General features: G+C 56.1%; 16 protein-coding genes and 1 tRNA gene. 8 read left to right on the top strand and 9 right to left on the bottom strand.

Annotated features, from left to right (window positions below; translation table 11 throughout):
• Window positions 1-35: 35 nt before the first annotated feature.
• The 3 genes from EUU23_RS01445 to EUU23_RS01435 are packed head-to-tail and all read left to right on the top strand — an operon-like array spanning window position 36 to window position 2,280.
• Complete coding sequence (locus EUU23_RS01445; protein ID WP_343032668.1) at window positions 36-1,121, top strand: YjgN family protein; 1,086 nt, start codon at window positions 36-38, stop codon at window positions 1,119-1,121.
• Between the two features lie 54 nt (window positions 1,122-1,175).
• Window positions 1,176-1,844, top strand: a complete 669-nt coding sequence (gene nth, locus EUU23_RS01440) for an endonuclease III (RefSeq protein ID WP_160352356.1) — start codon at window positions 1,176-1,178, stop codon at window positions 1,842-1,844.
• 43 nt (window positions 1,845-1,887) lie between these two features.
• Window positions 1,888-2,280 (top strand): hypothetical protein, encoded by a 393-nt coding sequence (locus tag EUU23_RS01435; protein ID WP_160352355.1) that lies wholly within the window; start codon window positions 1,888-1,890, stop codon window positions 2,278-2,280.
• A gap of 9 nt (window positions 2,281-2,289) precedes the next feature.
• Here EUU23_RS01435 and EUU23_RS01430 read toward each other — a convergent pair whose 3' ends face one another.
• Genes EUU23_RS01430 through EUU23_RS01420 form a run of 3 tightly spaced genes read right to left on the bottom strand, consistent with a single transcriptional unit; the run spans window position 2,290 to window position 5,251 of the window.
• Window positions 2,290-3,063, bottom strand: coding sequence for an enoyl-CoA hydratase-related protein (locus tag EUU23_RS01430; RefSeq protein WP_160352354.1), 774 nt, complete (start codon window positions 3,061-3,063; stop codon window positions 2,290-2,292).
• The gene (locus EUU23_RS01425) at window positions 3,060-4,109 is read right to left on the bottom strand and encodes an enoyl-CoA hydratase/isomerase family protein (RefSeq protein WP_160352353.1); all 1,050 of its coding nucleotides are present in this window, start codon (window positions 4,107-4,109) and stop codon (window positions 3,060-3,062) included. The genes EUU23_RS01430 and EUU23_RS01425 overlap by 4 nt, the downstream gene beginning before the upstream one ends.
• Window positions 4,106-5,251, bottom strand: coding sequence for an acyl-CoA dehydrogenase family protein (locus EUU23_RS01420; RefSeq protein ID WP_160352352.1), 1,146 nt, complete (start codon window positions 5,249-5,251; stop codon window positions 4,106-4,108). Before EUU23_RS01420 ends, EUU23_RS01425 begins: the two co-directional genes overlap by 4 nt.
• 165 nt (window positions 5,252-5,416) lie before the next feature.
• Here EUU23_RS01420 and EUU23_RS01415 point away from each other — a divergent pair.
• The 3 genes from EUU23_RS01415 to ahpF all read left to right on the top strand — a co-directional run bounded on the left by EUU23_RS01415 (window position 5,417) and on the right by ahpF (window position 7,911).
• A tRNA-Arg gene (locus tag EUU23_RS01415) sits at window positions 5,417-5,493 on the top strand.
• Between the two features lie 185 nt (window positions 5,494-5,678).
• Window positions 5,679-6,242, top strand: coding sequence for an alkyl hydroperoxide reductase subunit C (gene ahpC, locus EUU23_RS01410; RefSeq protein WP_160353476.1), 564 nt, complete (start codon window positions 5,679-5,681; stop codon window positions 6,240-6,242).
• Between the two features lie 118 nt (window positions 6,243-6,360).
• Window positions 6,361-7,911 (top strand): alkyl hydroperoxide reductase subunit F, encoded by a 1,551-nt coding sequence (gene ahpF, locus EUU23_RS01405; protein WP_160352351.1) that lies wholly within the window; start codon window positions 6,361-6,363, stop codon window positions 7,909-7,911.
• 20 nt (window positions 7,912-7,931) lie between these two features.
• Here ahpF and EUU23_RS01400 read toward each other — a convergent pair whose 3' ends face one another.
• From EUU23_RS01400 to EUU23_RS01380, 5 genes are all read right to left on the bottom strand, one after another.
• Window positions 7,932-9,050 (bottom strand): acyl-CoA dehydrogenase family protein, encoded by a 1,119-nt coding sequence (locus EUU23_RS01400; RefSeq protein WP_160352350.1) that lies wholly within the window; start codon window positions 9,048-9,050, stop codon window positions 7,932-7,934.
• A 117-nt stretch (window positions 9,051-9,167) separates the two neighbouring features.
• Complete coding sequence (locus EUU23_RS01395; RefSeq protein ID WP_160352349.1) at window positions 9,168-10,793, bottom strand: alkaline phosphatase D family protein; 1,626 nt, start codon at window positions 10,791-10,793, stop codon at window positions 9,168-9,170.
• Between the two features lie 17 nt (window positions 10,794-10,810).
• On the bottom strand, window positions 10,811-11,929 hold the full coding sequence (locus tag EUU23_RS01390) for an aminotransferase class V-fold PLP-dependent enzyme (RefSeq protein ID WP_160352348.1): 1,119 nt from the start codon (window positions 11,927-11,929) through the stop codon (window positions 10,811-10,813).
• On the bottom strand, window positions 11,926-12,720 hold the full coding sequence (locus tag EUU23_RS01385; protein ID WP_158897655.1) for a tryptophan 2,3-dioxygenase: 795 nt from the start codon (window positions 12,718-12,720) through the stop codon (window positions 11,926-11,928). Before EUU23_RS01385 ends, EUU23_RS01390 begins: the two co-directional genes overlap by 4 nt.
• Before the next feature lie 27 nt (window positions 12,721-12,747).
• Window positions 12,748-13,347 carry a TetR family transcriptional regulator C-terminal domain-containing protein gene (locus tag EUU23_RS01380; RefSeq protein ID WP_160352347.1) on the bottom strand — a complete coding sequence of 200 codons (600 nt, stop codon included), beginning with the start codon at window positions 13,345-13,347 and terminating at the stop codon, window positions 12,748-12,750.
• A gap of 36 nt (window positions 13,348-13,383) precedes the next feature.
• Between EUU23_RS01380 and EUU23_RS01375 the strand changes: the two genes are divergently transcribed.
• Entirely contained in the window at window positions 13,384-14,544 is a 1,161-nt protein-coding gene (locus tag EUU23_RS01375) for an aromatic ring-hydroxylating oxygenase subunit alpha (RefSeq protein ID WP_160352346.1), read from the top strand.
• On the top strand, window positions 14,541-16,145 hold the full coding sequence (locus EUU23_RS01370; protein WP_160352345.1) for a phytoene desaturase family protein: 1,605 nt from the start codon (window positions 14,541-14,543) through the stop codon (window positions 16,143-16,145). The genes EUU23_RS01375 and EUU23_RS01370 overlap by 4 nt, the downstream gene beginning before the upstream one ends.
• 482 nt (window positions 16,146-16,627) lie before the next feature.
• On the opposite strand, the gene EUU23_RS01365 is transcribed toward EUU23_RS01370, so the two are convergent.
• Window positions 16,628-19,021, bottom strand: a complete 2,394-nt coding sequence (locus EUU23_RS01365) for a TonB-dependent receptor (RefSeq protein ID WP_246155999.1) — start codon at window positions 19,019-19,021, stop codon at window positions 16,628-16,630.
• Window positions 19,022-19,100 lie beyond the last annotated feature (79 nt).

The raw sequence follows: 19,100 nt of genomic DNA, 5'->3' as shown, positions 1-19,100 counted from the left end.
CATTACCCATGGCTACGGGCTTCAGGGGATGTCTTGTGGATTTGGAAATCGAACCAAAGCAGCGCTTTGGCTTTAGCGGAAACTGGCGCGAATTCGCTCCAATCGCCTTATCAAATGCATTGCTGACATTGGTCACTTTGGGAATCTACCGCTTCTGGGCGATCCGGCGGGAACGCGAATATCTCTGGAGCCACACATGGTTTTTGGACGAATGGCTGGAATGGACCGGCACAGCAAAGGAGCTGCTCATCGGGTTCATCTTTGCTGCGATCTTGCTCGGCGGGCCATTGCTGATTTTGCAGTTCGGCATTCAAGCCCTTGTTTTTCGAAGCTATGAAACAGCCGCCATCGGCGTCAGCGTGATAACGCTTCTCTTCTTTAACTTTGTGGTGGGCGTCGCGCGTTTTCGGGCCTTGCGCTACCGCCTTAACCGGACATACTGGAAGGGGATAAGGGGCGGATCTGACGAACCCGGCTGGGCCTATGGATTTTCCAATCTTTGGAAATGGGTGGTAAATTATCTCAGTCTGGGCGCCGCCGTTGCATGGTCCATGACGACATTGTGGAATGACAAGTGGAACCAGATGAGTTTCGGGAATATCCCTTTCCGGTCGACGGCAAAGGTGCGTCCGGTGCTGGTGCCCTTTATTTGCCTTTATCTGACGCCAATCCTGCTGATGATCGTCACCGTCACTTATGTACTGGTGCAAGGTACGACGGTTCAGGGTGTCTATATTTTTATCGACGCACCGCCTGCTATCCGGATCGCCTTTTTCCTGTTGATCACCTTTCTGATCTACACGCTGATCTCGTTGATCTTCGTCATCTACTACGCGGCTTTTTTCCGCAACGCGATTGCACAACTGTCATGGGGTGACCTCCATTTCTCATTCGAAGCGGAAGGCGGGGAATGGTTCATGCTGTTTCTTGTCGATGCCCTGATCATTATTGCGACCCTTGGCATCGGCTCCTTCTTTCTCGGCTACCGCCACTGGGCATTTTTTGCGAAGCATATGGCTGTCCATGGCGAACTGAATGAAGCGGCGCTTCAGCAAACCTCGACCCGGAATGAGAAATATAGCGACGGATGGCTCGACGCGATGGACATAGGGGCGTTTTGATTTCCCTGAAATCGGCTATGGGTCGCTGCATTCCTTAACACCGCAAGGCGACACATGAAAAAGGCCGATATCTTTGAATTTTACCGCCGCCTCGCGGATGCCAACCCGTCGCCCGAGACCGAGCTGGCTTATGGGAATGTCTATCAATTGCTGGTTGCAGTCGTCTGCTCGGCACAGTCGACTGATGTCGGGGTCAACAAGGCTACACGGCAGCTATTTGCCGAGGTAAAAACGCCCGCACAAATGGTGCAATTGGGCGAGGCGGGTCTCAAGGAGCATATCAAGACCATTGGCCTGTTCAACGGCAAGGCCAAAAACGTCATCGCATTGTCAGAAATATTGGTGCGCGACCATGGCGGAGAGGTTCCTGCCGATCGGGATGCGTTGGAGGCATTGCCCGGTGTCGGGCGTAAAACGGCAAATGTCGTCATGAACACCGCCTTTGGCGCTGAAACCTTTGCCGTCGATACGCACATATTCCGCGTCGGGAACCGGACGGGTCTGGCACCCGGGAAAACCGTGCTCGCGGTTGAAAAAGCGCTCGACAAGCGCACTCCCCATCCCTTTCGGATCGGCGCGCACCATTGGTTGATCCTTCACGGTCGGTATATTTGCAAAGCGCGCACGCCGGAATGCTGGCGCTGTCCGGTTGCCGATTTGTGCCGGTTCAAACCCAAGACCGCAGCACCCAAAAACAAGTCAGCCCCTATTCAGGTGGATTGAGCTACTAGAAATTTGCGGCCCAGACAAACTCGGGAGAATCGAGATGAGAGCATCAATCATGGGAGTAACAGCCCTTGCGCTCCTGTCAGGCGGCGCAACGGCGGGCCTGTCCGCGAAGAAAGAGCCTGCTCCGGTACGCGCCGTTGGCAAGGCGGTAAACTGCGTGTCCCTCAACCAGATACGGTCGACAAAGGTTATCGACAACAGCACCATTGATTTCAAAATGGCAGGTGGAAAAACCTACCGGAACTCCTTGCCCAGCAGTTGCCCGGGCTTGAAGTTTGAGGACCGCTTTTCCTACCGCACCTCACTAAACCAGCTGTGCAATGTAGATATCGTGCGCGTGCTCCATGATTATGGTGGCCGCCTAACCGAAGGCGCGGGTTGCGGGCTTGGAAAGTTCCAGCCTGTCGAGAAAATCAGCGCCGCGCCTTAAGGAACCTGCTTATTTGCCCGTCCAGTTGCCGGGCCGCTTTTCAACAAAGGCGGCCATGCCCTCCTTCTGGTCTGCCGAACCGAACAAGCCGTGAAACAGGCGACGTTCGAACACGACACCCTGCTGTAATGTCGTTTCAAAGGCTGCGTTGACCATTTCTTTGGTGGCAAGCGCAGCAAGTGGCGCCATTGCGGCAATGGCTTCCGCCGTCTTCATAGCTTCGTCAACCAGATCGGCGGCGGGAACGACCTTAGCGGCCAAGCCGGACCGTTCGGCTTCTGCCGCGTCCATCATCCGGCCGGTCAGGCACATTTCCATCGCCTTGGCCTTGCCGATTGCCCGTGTCAGACGTTGCGATCCGCCCATACCGGGGGTCACCGCCAGCTTGATTTCGGGCTGACCAAATTTGGCATTGTCGCCCGCAACGATGAAGTCCGCCATCATCGCCAGTTCGCAACCACCCCCCAGTGCAAACCCGTTGACGGCGGCGATCCAAGGTTTGCGCGTAGCAGTCACGCGATCATATCCGGCGAAGAAGTTGCTGCCATACATATCGGCGAAGGACTGGGACGCCATTTCCTTGATATCCGCGCCCGCCGCAAAAGCCTTTTCACTGCCGGTGAGCACGGCGCAGCGCTGGCTGTCATCGGCGTCAAACGCAGCGAAAGCCGTTATAAGATCCGCGAGCAACTGGCTGTTCAGTGCATTCAGTGCCTGTGGCCGGTTCAGCGTGATGAGTGTGACTGCACCACGTTGTTCAACGAGCAAGGTCTCATAGGTCATAGGGGTTTCCATTCTTCATCAGCCGGCAGTGCCGCAAATATGGTGTCGAGCAGCGCGTCGGTGACATCCTCCGGTTGGGCTGGATCCCATTTGGGCGCATTATCCTTGTCAACGATCACTGCGCGCACGCCCTCGGCAAAATCGGGCCGGGTCAGGACGCGGCTGGCGATGCGATACTCCATCGCCATATTGTCCGCAAAGTCGTCCAGCTTCATGCTTTTGGCCAATTGGCGCAACGCTACCTTGCAGGTTTGCGGACTTTTTGACCGCAACGTCGCCGCTTCCCGCATCGCCCAGTCGCTATCGTCCCCATCAAGGCTGGCGAGGATATCTTCAAACCTGTCCGATGCAAAATGGCGGTTTATCTGGAAAAGTGTTTCCACGATTTTGGACGGCGGCGGGGTCACCGCCAATGTTCCCAATATACCGTCGATCCGGTCAACATCTTCAACCGCAATGCGTGCCTTGGCGTCGGCCAACGCTTCACTCGGGATATAGTGCGAGGCCAAACCGAGCGCGAGGCAGCCCGGTCCCGCAATCCGTGCGCCGGTTAATGCGAGGAACTGGCCGACCCTGCCCTCAAGCCGCGACAGATACCAGCCGCCGCCGACATCTGGAAACAGGCCGATACCGGTTTCCGGCATCGCAAAACGGGTATTTTCAGTCGCCACACGAAAACGGGCAGGCTGACTGATGCCCACGCCGCCGCCCATGGTAATACCGTCCATGAAGGCGACCACAGGCTTGGGATAGGTAAAGAGCAAATGGTTGAGTTGATATTCGTCGTGGAAGAACTGTCGACCCGATTGTCCCGCATCGTTCAGGGCTGAGTTGCGGAGAAAGGCGATATCGCCTCCTGCACAAAACCCGCGACCTTCGGCATGGTCGATGATGATGCATTTCACCTTTTTCGACGTCTGCCATTTGACAAGAACATCCGTCATGGCATGCACCATATCCAGTGTAAGGGCGTGTAATGCCGAAGGCCGGTTGAGACTGATTATCCCGGCATGCCCCTCAATGCGTGTCAATATGTCTTGCGTCATTGGCGTAACAGGTCCCGGCCGATGATCATCCGCATGACCTGATTGGTGCCTTCCAGGATCGAATGCACCCGCAAGTCGCGCCAGAAACGCTCAATCGGGTAATCGCGGAGATATCCATAGCCGCCGAAAAGCTGCAGCGCCTTGTTGACGATTTCGCTGCCGCTATCTGTCGCGAGCCGCTTGGCCATCGCCGAAAAGCGCGACTTGTCGGGGGCGTTAGCGCTGACCTTCGCAGCCGCCATATATAGCAACGCACGCGCTGCTTCGAGGTCGGTCGCCATGTCGGCCAGCATGAACTGCGTATTCTGGAAATCAGCAACAGGTTGCCCGAACTGCTGGCGTTCCTTGGTATATCTGATCGCTTCGTCAAGGCAGCGCTGCGCGCCACCAAGCGAACAGGCGCCGATATTAAGCCGTCCGCCGTCCAGACCCATCATGGCGAAACGAAAGCCGTCGCCTTCTGCCCCGACACGGTTCGCAACAGGGACACGGCAATCTTCAAAGATCACCTGAGCGGTCGGCGAAGCATTCCAACCCAGTTTTTTCTCGGGCGCACCAAAGCTCAGGCCCGGTGTGTCCTTTTCAACGACAAGGCAGCTAATCCCTTTTGCGCCATTGTCGCCGGTACGGACCATCACGACATAGACATCATTATAGCCCGCGCCGCTGATGAACTGTTTCGTGCCGTTCAGCACATAATGATCGCCATCGAGCCGCGCGGTCGTTTTCAATGCCGCCGCATCCGATCCACTGCCCGGTTCGGTCAGGCAATAGGATGCAATCTTGTCCATACCAATCAGGTCGGGCAGGAAACGGGCCTTCAGCTCGGCACTGCCAAAACAGTCGATCATCCAGGCGGCCATATTGTGGATCGAAATAAAGGCACTCGTCGAAGGACAGCCATAGGCCATCGCTTCCATGATGAGCGCGGCTTCAAGCCGGCCAAGTCCTGTACCACCCGATTCTTCGGAGACATAAATGGCCCCAAAGCCAAGCTGACCGGCTGCCTTCCAGACGTCGACCGGATAATGGCTTTTCTCGTCCCATTCCGCCGCAAAGGGCGTAATGGCATCTGCCGTGAATTTGCGCGCCATATCCTGAATGGCCACTTGATCTTCAGTCAGGTCAAATTGGTTGTGCATGGCGCCCCCGTAGCATTGCAAATTCAACATATCCAGCCAATAGCAAGCCTAGTTTACATAGTGATAGGGCCCGCGATGGCAGAAAGGGCGGCTGCTAAATGACGCTGACCAAAAAAGGGCTTGGCGAAAAGCCACGCACCCTGCTAATCGCGCGGCACAAGTAAAGCACCCATAGCTCAGCTGGATAGAGCGCTGCCCTCCGAAGGCAGAGGCCAGAGGTTCGAATCCTCTTGGGTGCACCATTTTCCCGAAATTTCTGCGCCTGAGCTTGAATTGACTTCGAACGTACATATTTAAAAATATGTCGTGAAAATCGGTTTTAATCGATCAGATCGATTACTCTTTGCAAAAACAGTTGCTGGACGATTACAGCGTAATCCGCTTTGGGACTGTCATCGAAATCAATTCACTCTCGAAAGGTCAGAATATGGGTATCATAGGTTCAACCATTAAGCCGTTCACCACGCAATCTTACAAAGCAGGTAAGTTCGTTGAAGTTTCCGATACGGATGTAACCGGAAAATGGGCCGTATTCTTTTTCTATCCCGCCGACTTTACCTTCGTCTGCCCCACCGAACTTGAAGATTTGGCCGACCAATATGCCGATCTGCAAGCCATGGGCGTTGAAGTCTATGCTGTGTCTACCGACACACATTTCAGCCACAAGGCGTGGCACGACAGCTCGCCGGCCATTGGCAAGATCAACTATCACATGCTGGGCGACCAGAATCATGTGATCAGCAACAATTTCGGCGTGCTGCGTGAAGGTCAGGGCCTTGCCGACCGTGCGACATTTGTTGTCGATCCGGACGGCGTTATCCAGGTTACTGAAATCACCTGCGAAGGCGTAGGCCGTAATGCCGTGGAATTGGTCCGCAAGATCAAGGCTGCGATTTACGTGCGCGAACATCCCGGTCAGGTTTGCCCCGCCAAGTGGGAAGAAGGTGGCGAAACACTTGCGCCTTCCATCGACCTGGTTGGCAAGATCTAACCAACATCTGCCAGACGCCGCGCTGCTTTCGGGTGGCGCGGCGCTACCCCCAAAAATCCATCCTTGTCGCACCGCAGTTTTCGCGGACCGATCCCGCTTGCATTGAAGAGACACAGCCATGCTTGATGCTGCAACAACAGCCCAGTTGAAAACCTATCTTGGCAACCTGCGCACGCCGGTCGAATTGGTGGCGACGCTGGACGATAGCCCGAAGGCGGCAGAAATGCGTTCGTTGGTCGAAGACGTGGCGGCGCAATCCGATCTTGTGACCGCACGCTTTGACGGGCAAGCAGATCGCGTGCCGTCTTTTGCCATCCGCCGTGCCGACGGTACGGCTGAAACCCGGTTTGCCGGATTACCTCTCGGCCATGAATTCACGTCGCTGGTTTTGGCACTGCTCCATATGGGTGGTCATCCGCCCAAGGAAGAAGCCGAATTGCTGGATTCGGTCCGGGCGCTGGAGGGGGAATTTCACTTCGAGACCTTCTATTCGCTGACCTGCCAGAATTGTCCGGATGTCGTGCAGGCCATCAACATCATGGCCGCGCTTAACCCCAATGTCCGCCATGTCGCAATTGATGGTGCCTTGTTCCGCGAAGAGGTCGAAACACGCAAGGTAATGGCTGTTCCCGCTGTCTATCTGAATGGCGAACCATTTGGCCAAGGGCGGATGGACCTTGCTCAGATCATGGCAAAACTGGACAGCGGCACAGTCGCGCGTGCTGCCGAGAAGATTGCTGCCAAAGACCCCTTCGATGTTCTGGTTATCGGTGGCGGCCCAGCCGGTGCCGCGGCGGCTATCTATGCCGCGCGCAAGGGAATTCGGACCGGTGTCGTTGCCGAACGCTTTGGTGGTCAGGTGCTGGATACCATGGGCATCGAAAACTTCATTTCCGTTTCGCACACCGAAGGCCCGAAACTCGCAGCGCAATTGGAACAGCATGTTCGCGACTATGAGGTCGATATCATGAACCTGCAAACCGCCAGCGCCTTGATACCGGGCGAAGCGGGCGGATTGCATGAGGTGAAGCTTGCAAGCGGCGCCAGCCTGAAAGCCAAAACAATCATTTTGTCCACTGGTGCCCGCTGGCGGCAAATGGGTGCGCCCGGCGAAGATATGTATCGCAACAAAGGCGTTGCCTATTGCCCGCACTGCGATGGTCCACTGTACAAAGGTAAGCGCACAGCCGTCATCGGCGGTGGCAACTCGGGCGTGGAGGCCGCCATCGATCTTGCCGGTATCGTCGCGCATGTCACCTTGATTGAATATGATGCCCAGTTGCGCGCCGACGCTGTGCTGCAGGCCAAGCTGCGTAGCCTTCCCAACGTTACCATCATTACCTCCGCCCTCACCACCGAAGTGCTTGGCGATGGAGAGAAGGTGAAGGGTCTGCAGTATAAGGACCGGGCAACCGAAGAACTGCATCGGGTCGATCTGGAAGGCATTTTCGTGCAGATCGGTTTGGTTCCCAACACCGAATGGTTGCAAGGCCCCCTCTCCCTGTCCGGGCGTGGAGAAATCGAAATAGACTCGCATGGCGCGACAAATCTGCCCGGAGTATTTGCCGCAGGCGATGTGACCACCGTGCCCTATAAGCAGATTATCGTCGCCATGGGCGAAGGCACGAAAGCGGCCCTGTCCGCCTTTGATTATCTCATCCGGTCGTAAAGGCAGAAATTATCCCGCCCTTATCCGAGCAATAGATGACTCAGTTTGGCGCGCTGCCATGCGGCGTCGCCAAATTGCGATGCCTGGAAAATGGCGGCACGGCGATGCAGGCCCGCATCGCAATCATGCGTGAACCCGAAGCCGCCATGGAACTGGATTGCACGATCGGCGGCAAAACTGTAGACACCATCCGCCGCCGCCTTAGCCATACGGACCGCGATTTCGCCCAAGCCCTGATCGCTGAAGCTGCTGGCGGCGCTGTAGAGATGCGAGCGCGCCTTTTCATAATCGACATAGGCATCGACCGTCGGGTGTTTCAGCGCCTGATATTCGCCAATGATTTTGCCGAACTGCTTGCGCGTTTGCAGATAGCTGATCGTATAGTCGATCACGCTTTGCGACCCGCCGCACATTTCTGCGCTCTGCAACAAAGTTGCCGCCTGTTCGATATGCGCCAGTGTTTGCGCGGCATTGCCTACGTCCAGCAGCGCCGACGTCTCGACTTCGAGACCGTCGAGCGACAGCGCAAAGCTGCGCTTGGTTTCGTCGATGATCGCTTCGCGGCGTAAACGGCCTGTGATTTGTGCACTCGTCAGAAGCAGGAGCGCTGGCTTGCCGTCGAGCATGACGGAAACTATGATGCCGTCGGCCGATTCCGCCCATAGCGCAAAGAGCTTTTCCCCCGACAGGTGCAGTTTGCCTCCATCGGATCGCGCAGTGGCGGTGATATTGCCGAGATCCCAATCACCATGCGCTTCATACAGCGCCAACGTGCCGATGGAGCCCTCTGCGATTTTGGGGAGCCATTCCGCCTTCTGCGACTCCGTCCCGCCCGCAATCAAAGCCTGTGCGGCGAGCGTGGACGCCACGAACGGCGATGCCATCAGATGGCGGCCCATTTGCTCTACAACTGGAACAACCTCCGCCAAGGTGAGGCCAACCCCGCCATGTGGTTCCGGGATTGCGATGGCAGACCATCCCAGTGCAGCCATTTCCGCCCAGATGTCGGCATCATAACCAAGGTCGCTTTCGATGAGTTTGCGAACTTTGTCGATCGGGGACTTGTCGCGGCAAAATGTCGTCGCCACGTCCAGCAGCTCAATTTGCTCTTCGCTATATCCAAGCCCAGCCATCTGCATCGCACTCTCCCGTCTTTTGTTTGATTCTCTTTGACGCGATGCCGGGCAAGAAATCAAGCGCGTTTAATCGGGCGATTAAACGCGCTTGATTTGGATGGGGTGCCGTGAGGCTTGCGCCTAAGCCGATTCCAGAACCTTGCGGCCGGGGCGCACTTTCATGCGGTGGCTTGGCTTGGTTGCCAAGGACACATCCTTGACGGTTTGCATGAACACCCACTCGTTTGTCGCGGCCTGCGGTGTCAGTGCTAAATGCATATAACCACGGTTGGATGTGTCGACCCAACGCAGTTCCTGCTTGCTCGCCTCTTGCAGATTGCGGGCGATGACCGCGGGATCGACCCCTGCCGTTGCGCTTTCAAAGCCGGGCGAACTAACACTATGGCCGCCAAATTCGACGCCAGCCGGTTTGCCGCCCTCTGGAAGATCAAAAGCCCAGCCATTGTGGCTGTCGCCGGTAACAACGACCAAGTTCGCATCAGCCCGCTGTGCGGCGGCAAGAACGCGGGACCGGGCGACGGGATAGCCACCCCAATTGTCGAGATTATAGGGAAGTCCGGCCTTCGCCGCTGCTATTCCCTGGCGGACGAAATTCTTGGTGCGGTCAGGCGCGTCCTTGGGGAACCAGTTCATCGCCTCTTCCGGCGTGAAATTATACCCCATATTCGTGCCGGTTCCGAGCACCGCCCAGGTGCCCTTGTTTCGCGCAATAGCGCTGAAGAGCCAGCTTTCCTGTTCGGTCCCGAACATCGTCATCGCCGGGTCGCGCCATGCGCCATCACGAAATTCCGCAAACGCCTTTTCCGGATCGGCCGCCCGCGCCAAATCTCCATGCGAATAGGGTTTGGACCGTGCAACCATGCGGGTGTCTGTACGATAATAGGTCGCAAGATCGCCAATGGGATATTCTTTCCAAGGCTGTTCGCCCACCGGCAACCATTCCCGCCACACCTGCATCGCGGCGTTCCGACGCGCGCTCCAGTCGCCCTCATCCGGTGTATGATTTTGCGCGCCACCTTCCCAACTGTCATTGGCGCCTTCATGATCGTCGGTATTGGCAATCATAGGGAAATTGGCGTGCAAGGCCTGTAATTGCGGGTCGGACCGATAGCTTGCATAGCGCAGGCGATAATCCGCCAAGTTCAGAATTTCATCTGCCGGGAATATCCGCGCCGAAAATTTAGCGCCGCCATCATAGCCGCCACGCGCATATTCATAAATATAATCGCCCATGTGCAGGACCAGATCGATATCCTCGCGCGCTGCGGCATGACCATAGGCGTTGAATTCGCCAAAGCCGAGGTTGGAGCAGGAAAATATCGCGATATTGAAGTTACTGGCCTTCCCGACCGGCAGCGTCTTGGTGCGACCGACCGGCGAAATGCTGCCATCGGGCGCAATGAAGCGGAACCAGTGCCATTTACCCGGTGCCAGATTGTCGACGGTAATCTTTACCGTATGGTCACGCCACGGGCCCGTCACCATCTGCCCGCCACCGGCAATTTTCGCAAAATCACGGCTTTCGGAAATTTCGACCCGCACCTTGGATGGCCCGCCCGTCGGATTGACATAGCGCGTCCACAACAGAACCGAATCCGGCCCAGGTTCACCACTGGCCACATTATGCGTGAAGCCGGTCAATCCCAACAGAGCCTGCGCCATCGCCGCACCGCCCGGAAGCATCAGTCCGCCAATTCCAAAACCGGCTGTTGCCAATAACGCGCGGCGATTTATGATGAATGACATCCCTGTTTCCTTCTTTTTCAAGCTATTATCTTCAATATCGCGCGCAACCGGTCAATATCTTTTTCATCCTGATAGATGCCAAAACCGAATCGGAGCACGTCACCCCTCACATCTGTTACGACTTGATGCTGCGCCAGATGGGCATGTATTTCCACAGCGCGTGCGCCACGCATGGCGACAAAGCGGGCATGGGGCTGATCTTTGAACGGATTCAGAATCTGCATTTGCGACACATTCAAATTGCTAAGAAATTGCTGTTGCAGACATGTTACATAAGCGGAAATAACTTCCGTCGTCAGCCCCTCTATATCCAACATGGTGCGAACGGCGCAGAACCGGTAAAGGCCCGACGGATCGAAAGTACTCCCTAAAAAACGCCGTCCATCGGGGGCGTATCCGACGCTGCCTGATGGCAAGGCCAGGTCGTCAAATTCGGCGTACCAGCCGGTAATCTCAGGCCGTGGTGCAAAGCCGGGCGGGGCGTGCAGGAAGCAAACCCCCTCGCCCGCCATGGCATATTTATACCCACCCGACAGATAGAATATCCGGTCGGCAACATCGGCCAGATCTGTAGGAATCGCCATGAAGCCGTGATAGCCGTCGATGACGACCCACGGCCCCTCGGGCTTTGCCAGCGCCGCCAACGGCGCGATATCGACAATCCGGCCAGAATTGAAAAGCACATGGCTTGCGAAAATCAGGTCATATTCGTTCCTACCGGCTTCGGTGGTCAAGGCATCCGGCGGCACCTGGTTCCAGATGATTTTCCCGCTTTCCACCCAGCGCGCCATTTGCCGTCGGAAGCTGTGAAATTCGCCATCGGTCGAAAGAACGCGCAGCGTGGGCCGGTCCATCGCGGAGACGATACGCACAAGGAAGTCATGGGTATTTGGTGAAAAACTGATCGTCGATGGATCAGGCAAGGCCAGTTCCGAAGCAACATGGCCCTGTGCCTCCGACCAGAGACTGCCCATGATGACGCTCCATTTATGATCCGCCAGATGGGCCGCATCCGCCCATGCCGCCATCTGTCCATCATGACTCGCATCCGGCCACAAATGATGGCTATGTGCGGCAAAGTGCAGGCGATCGGGCGCGGCGGACAGTGCCCGGCTGAAGAGATGCTTGAAACTCACAACTGGGTCCGCAACGACCACAATTCGGGAAAGGCCCGCTTGCTCAGGGTGCTGCTCAAATAGCTGACACCCGCCGTTCCCCCCGTGCCGCGTTTGCCGCCGATGATACGTTCCACCGTAATCACATGCTTGTGCCGCCACGTCGCCATGGCATCGTCCAGATCAACCAGCTTCTCTGCCAGTTGATACAATTCCCAATAGCGTTCGGTATCGCGATAAACTTGAAGAAATCCGGCTTCGACTTCGGGCGAAAACACATGGGGCTGCGCCCAGTCACGCGACAATTGCCCCAAGGGAACATCGATCCCGGCACGCGCCAACGCGATGATGGTGTCATCCCAGATACTCGGTTCGGTCAGCGCCGTCATCATCGCCGCGCGCGCTTCGGGGCGATCCTCCTGAAACTTCAAATGCGCGCTGTCTTTCAGGCCCAGCATGAATTCGACGGTACGAAACTGGTCAGACTGGAAACCGGAGCTTGGCCCCAAAACATGCCGGAAGCGGGTATAGTCGGACGGCGTCATAGTCGACAAAACGTCCCAACTCAGCGTCATAACTGCTTGAATACGGCTCACTCTTGCCAATGCCTTGTAAGCTGGAATAAGCGCATCGCTACGAATTTGCGACTGCGCGAGTTGCAGTTCGCGGATCATCTGCTTTAACCAGAGTTCCTTGGTCTGGTGGATGATGATGAACAGCATCTCATCATCCAGTTCCGACTGGGGATGCTGGCAGGATAGCAATTCGTCGAGCGCAAGATAGCGCGCATAGGTCATGGGGGCATCGCTCATGCCGCAACATTAACGTTGCATTTGAAACTATGCCAGCAAACTATCCAACCACTTTTCCGCAAGTACCTCCGCCTCATCGACGCTGAAAGGCGCATTGCCGAGACTGAGTTCCAACCAGAGTCCATCGACCAAAGCCGTTAAGGCCACCGCCATCAGGCGCGCGTCATCCGGCGCCCCGGGGCAGGCAGCGATCAACTGCTCCATGTCGCGCCGGTTATCCGCATATATTTCGCCATGGATTTGACCGATCACGGAGTCTGTTCGCGACAGGCTCCAAAAGGCAATCCATGTCGCGAGCAATTCAGGATCGGCAATCGGCTCCCGAAAACTCGCAGTCACAAATGCCAGTAACCGGCCACGCGGATCATCGGCTGGCACCCCCTCCACCGCATCATGCAGGGCTTTGGCAACCCGCGCGCCCGTTGCCCGGTAGGTCGCCGCCACAAGTGCATCGATGCCATCAAAATAATGACGCAAAAGACCGGACGACACCCCTGCCTCGACAGAAATGGAGCGTACCGATGTGCCCTGAGCTCCCTGGGTAGCAAGACAATGGGCACAGGCCGCAATCAACGCTTCCTTGCGGATATCGGCGCTCTCGCGGGTAAAGACTTGTCGCGCGCTCATGCTGTTGTTATACACTCGTATAACAAGGGAATCAACATGTCCGTTCAAACCACTCAAAATCACGCGCACGCACTGGAAGGCTGGAGTCTTCCGGCATGGACGTACAACGATCCCGAATTTGCAAAACTTGAGGTTGAGCGCATCTTTCGCCCCGCATGGCAGGTTGTTTGCCATGGCAGCGACGTTCCCAATGCGGGCGACTGGCACAGCCTCGACTATGTTGGCGAGAGCATTATCGTCGTGCGGGGCGCGGATCAAATATTGCGCGCCTTTACCAATGTCTGCCGTCACCGTGGTTCCCGGCTCGTCGATGGATCGAGCGGCTGTGCAAAGAAGCTCGTATGCCCCTATCATGCGTGGACCTATGATCTTGATGGCCGACTGACGGGTGTTCCGGACAGCGCATCCTATCCCACTCTAAATAAAGACAAGGCCGGGCTGGTTTCGGTGGATATGGAAATCTGGCGCGGCTTCATTTTTGTCCGGTTGGAAAGTGGCGGACCATCGGTGGCCGAGATGATGGCCCCATATGAAGATCAGGTCTCGCCGTATAAATTCGAAGAATTGAAGGCCTTGGGTCGCGTTACCTTGCGTCCGCGCGCGGTGAACTGGAAAAATGTCGGCGACAATTATTCCGATGGCCTCCACATCCCGGTCGCGCATCCCGGCCTGACCCGTCTTTTCGGCAAAAGCTATGGCGTCGAAGCCGAGCCCCATGTGGACCGCATGTGGGGCGATCTGGTGGATCGGACATCATCCAACTGGTCAGAACGGGCCTATCAAAACCTATTGCCGCCCGCCCCTTATCTGCCCGAAGCCAATCAGAAGCGCTGGCTCTATTTCAAGCTTTGGCCATCGGTCGCCTTCGACATTTATCCTGATCAGGTCGATTTCATGCAATGGCTACCGACCGGCCCTGATAGCTGCCTTATCCGCGAGATCAGCTATGTGCTAGACGACGACCGCCGTGAAATGCGCGCGGCGCGGTACCTGAACTGGCGTATCAACCGGCAGGTCAATGCCGAAGACACCGAGCTGATTACCCGCGTCCAACAGGGTATGGAAAGCCGCAGCTTTTCAATGGGCCCTTTGTCGGACAAGGAAGTCTGCCTGAAAAGCTTCTGCCGCCGCGTGCGCCATCTTATTCCTGAAGCCTGCCTCGAACATCGCCCCGCGCCGGGCTGGAGCCACACATGACCAAAAAATATGATGCCCTGATTATCGGTGCTGGCCACAACGGCCTTGTTTGTGCATTCTACCTTGCCCGTGCCGGCCTGAAAGTCCGCATTGTTGAACGCCGTGACGTCGTTGGCGGTGCAGCCGTAACCGAGGAATTCCACCCCGGCTTCCGTAACTCAGTGGCGAGCTATACCGTCAGCTTACTTCAGCCCAAGGTCATATCCGACATGCGGTTGGCCGATCATGGCTATCGCGTCATCGAACGGCCGATCAGCAATTTTCTGCCACAAGAAGATGGCGGCTATCTGAAGCTTGGGGGCGGACTGGACCGCACACAGGCGGAATTCGCCCGTTTTTCCAAACATGACGCGCAAGTTCTTCCCGATTATTACGAGATGTTGGAAAATGTCGCCGACGTCCTGCGCGATCTGGCCCTTAAATCCCCGCCCAATGTTGGCGATGGCCTGAAGACATTTATCGACGCCGCCCGCCAGGGACGCGGCCTGATGAAATTGTCGCTCAGCCAGCAGCGCGATGTGCTCGACCTATTTACGAAATCGGCGCGTAGCTTCCTAGACAGCTGGTTCGAAAGCGAAGCCGTAAAGGCCGCGTTCGGCTTCGACGCTGTGGTGGGCAACTATGCCAGCCCCGATACACCAGGAAGCGCCTATGTCCTGCTGCATCACGTCTTTGGCGAGGTAAACGGAAACAAGGGCGCATGGGGCCACAGCGTCGGCGGGATGGGCAATATCACGCAGATCATGGCCAAGGTGTGCCGCGAACTCGGCGTCGAGATCAGCCTGGAAGCACCGGTTGCGCGCGTTCTGGTCGACGGCGAAAAAGTTGCGGGCGTGCGGCTTGAAAGCGGCGAAGAAGTCGTGGCCGACCGGGTCATTTCCAACGTCGGACCGAAGATCTTGTACGAACATATGTTTGATGACGCCGATCTGAAACCGGAGTTCAAGCGCCGTATCAAAGGTTTTAAGGCAGGCAGCGGCACGTTCCGCATGAACGTCGCCTTGTCGGAACTGCCGAAATTCACCTGCTTGCCCGAACCCGGCGAGCATCACCAGTCGGGCATCATCATTGCCCCGACATTGGACTATATGGATCGCGCCTTCCTCGACGCAAAGCGCGATGGTTGGTCGCAAAAGCCGATCGTGGAAATGCTGATCCCGTCAACGATCGACGACAGCCTTGCCCCGGCAGGTCAGCATGTTGCATCGCTATTCTGCCAGCAATTTGCACCCGAGCTGCCCGATGGACGGGATTGGGATGCCGAGGAAGGCAAGGCCGCCGATTTGATTATCGACACCGTGGAGGAATATGCCCCCGGTTTCCGCGCATCGGTGCTGGGACGGCAAATATTGTCGCCCAAGGGACTCGAACGCAAATTTGGCCTTGCTGGCGGCGACATCATGCACGGCAATATGAGCCTCGACCAATTGTGGAGCGCACGGCCTGTCCTTGGCCATGGCGCGTATCGCGGGCCATTGAAGGGGCTGTATATGTGCGGCGCTGGCGCGCATCCGGGCGGCGGCGTGACCGGCGCACCGGGTCATAATTGCGCCGCCGAAATATTGGCGGACCGCAGCTTTCTGGGTCGTTTGTTCGGCTAGGGTCAGGACCTATTAGCAGTGGACGGTGCTTGGACGGTGCGGTTTTGGATTCGCTAGAAGCAATAAGACAAAAAGGAAGAAGACGCCGCGTGTGACGTGCATGCTGGCGGCTATTCTGTAGTTTTCGTTTAACCGCATCGTCACCCTGAACTTGTTTCAGGGTCTATCGTGCGGAAATCCCTGTTAGAGTGAAGAAAGCGCAACCGTGCCGTCCAGTTTCGCGTGTCGCGACAGGGCGGAAATGGGCTGGGAAATGGACCCTGAAACAAGTTCAGGGTGACGGTATCTGGGCGAAGGCCCGCCCTTGCTTGCATTCTTCTTTATGCATCGGCGTCTTTGCGGGAGATTTCCCTCTCCCGCCTCCGGGAGAGAGGCGAGTCTTGGCAGACGGACCCTAACCACCAATGAAAAAGCCGGGTCGATCAAGACCCGGCTCCTCCCCCTGTCACCCACGGTTTTCAACCGCAGTCGTGACTAACTCATTAGAATTTTGTACCTAGCTTCAGTCCGAATAGCTGCGGTTTCACTGGATAGACCCTGGAAAATGCGCCGCAAATGGTCGTGGAACAGGCGGTGTTGAGGCTCAACTGACCCCGCTTGTCGAACGCGTTCTGGATAAAGGCTTCAACGCTCCAATCTCCAAAACTCGTACCTGCGGAAAAATCGAAAGTCGTAAATGCTCTCGTGGGGCCTACAGCGGCGAAATCATCGTCGGTCAGGAACGAGCGGGTTCCCCCTTGATGGTTTATGGAGCCTTGAAGGAACGCATCATTGCTGCCCAGCGGGAATTCATAACGGGCGGTCAAACTGCCCTTGAATTTTGGCTGCACCGGCAGACGCGTACCCTTTGGCGCGGCGGGGGCAACGCCGGTTACACAAACAATATTACCCGTGGTATCGACCTGACAGAAATCGGTTGTCAACTGCGCGTCAATATAAGTGCCCGAACCCGACAAGGTAAAGCTGCCAAGCGACAAAGCAAAATCGCCTTCAATGCCATAGATGCGGGCATCACCGGCATTATAGGTATTGGTCACGCCATTGTTGCCAACAGGGACAAGGCCAAACTGCAAATCTTTCCACTCTTCATAAAAGACCGCACCGTTCAGACGCAGTTTCCGATCCAGCCAGCTTGTTTTCCACCCGATTTCATAATTGGATAGGGTATCGGATTTGAAAGGTAAAATGCCCGGACGACGGTTGTTACCGCCGGGGCGAAAGCCGGTTGAATAAGTCGCATAGATCATCTTTTCCGGCGTCACTTGCCAGCTCAAGTTAACCTTGTGCGTTTCGCCACTTTCCTTATATTTTTTGTCGACATTGTCGCACGGACGGTTGGTCGCAGTCGTCGGTAAACAGATGGCCTGTAACGCGTTGCGGTTAAAGCCCGAGAAACCGAACAGCGAACTTTTCGCTTCAAACCCGCGGATACCGGCAGTGAGTTTGACCTCTTCCGTGATATCATAAGTCGCTTCGGCAAAGGCGGCAAGGTCGCGATCTTTGCGGTCAATCCGGGTCAGGAACACGGTATCACCGAATGCAGCGCCAACGGGTATCAAATTGCTGTTAGGCGGCGTTGGAATACCGCTCAACCCAGCAATGTCATAATTGGCCGCAATCGCATCGGTTTGACGCTGGAAAAACAGTCCCGCAGTTACACGAAACCGGTTTTCCGAGGGCGAAACAAACCGCAACTCATGTGTCTGCTTTGTGTACTTATCTGCGGTAAACACAAATTGCGACGGATCAAGAAACCCGCCCGTCCCGGTGGGAAAGTTTGTGTAGTATGAACCATAAGTGTCATAAGCGACCGAATAATAGGAATAATCTGCGGCGCTATTGACCTTGCGTTCGAAATAGCCGCCGGAATAGACCATATCCCAATTGCCGATCTTGCCTTCAACCGTCAACGCGGCCTGGAACCAGCGATCCTTGTAACGGGTTTCCTGAAAGTCGGTGACTTTCAAATCCCCTTTGCGGGGATCGAACAGAAATGGCCCGGAAGTCTCCTGATTCTGGTAGATGATCGTTGGCGTCACCGTCCAATTGTCATCAAGATCAATCTTCAGCGCGGCACGACCACCAAAGGTTTCGGCATCGTTGAAATCATCTTCAACCAAGGCCGCGTTATTGACAGTCAGATTGGTCGCAGGGTCGCTATCATCCAGAGTAAAAGTCCGGCTGCCGGCAATATTGTCGATATAGCCACCATCGCGCCGGTAAAACCCGACGACACGCAACGCGGCATTGTCGGACAGCGGGAAGTTCAGAAATCCTTCCAGACTGCCGCCGAATTCGCCTTTGCCATATTTGTTGATCTGGACGTCGGCGCCACCTTCAAAGCCGGCCGTTGACGGTTTGTTGGTGATCAGGCGCAACGTACCGGATAGCGAACTCGCGCCGAACAAGGTTCCCTGCGGACCTGATAGCGCCTCGATACGGGCAATGTCATAGACATGAAGGTCGACCGAACCGGCAATGGTTGTCACCGGAATTTCGTCGAGATAGAGACCGGTTGCAGGTGCTGGTCCAATATGCAGACCATCACCGCCACTCGATACGCCACGGAAATATATCTGCGACTGTCCGGGGCCGAACGACTGGAAACTCACGCTTGGCAAAAGCTTCGAAAAATCATCGATGCTTGCAACTTGCTGCTGGTCCAGCGTTTCTTCGCCGAGCGCCTGAATGCTTAACGGCACCTTTTGCAGACTTTCTTCGCGCTTGGTCGCGGTTACCACGATTTCGCCGGGCAACGCCTCTTCATCCGCAGGAGTTTCCTGCGCGATGGCGGGCATGGCAAAACCCAATGCCGTAGAAGCAAGCAGCATCGATGCTGCAGCGCGGACATTCGAATGTTTATAAATTTGGCGCATAAAGCGACCTCCCTAGTTTCCCTGAAACAAGTAGACTCCTATTCCCTACCGCAGCGCAATATATTTTCGGTTAATGTCG

Origin of the sequence: Sphingorhabdus profundilacus (genome assembly GCF_009769755.1) — a bacterium.
In the GTDB taxonomy this organism is placed as follows: Bacteria; Pseudomonadota; Alphaproteobacteria; order Sphingomonadales; family Sphingomonadaceae; genus Sphingorhabdus_B; species Sphingorhabdus_B profundilacus.
Note: the sequence above shows the minus strand (reverse complement) of the source record. Positions and strands in the feature narration are given on the sequence as shown.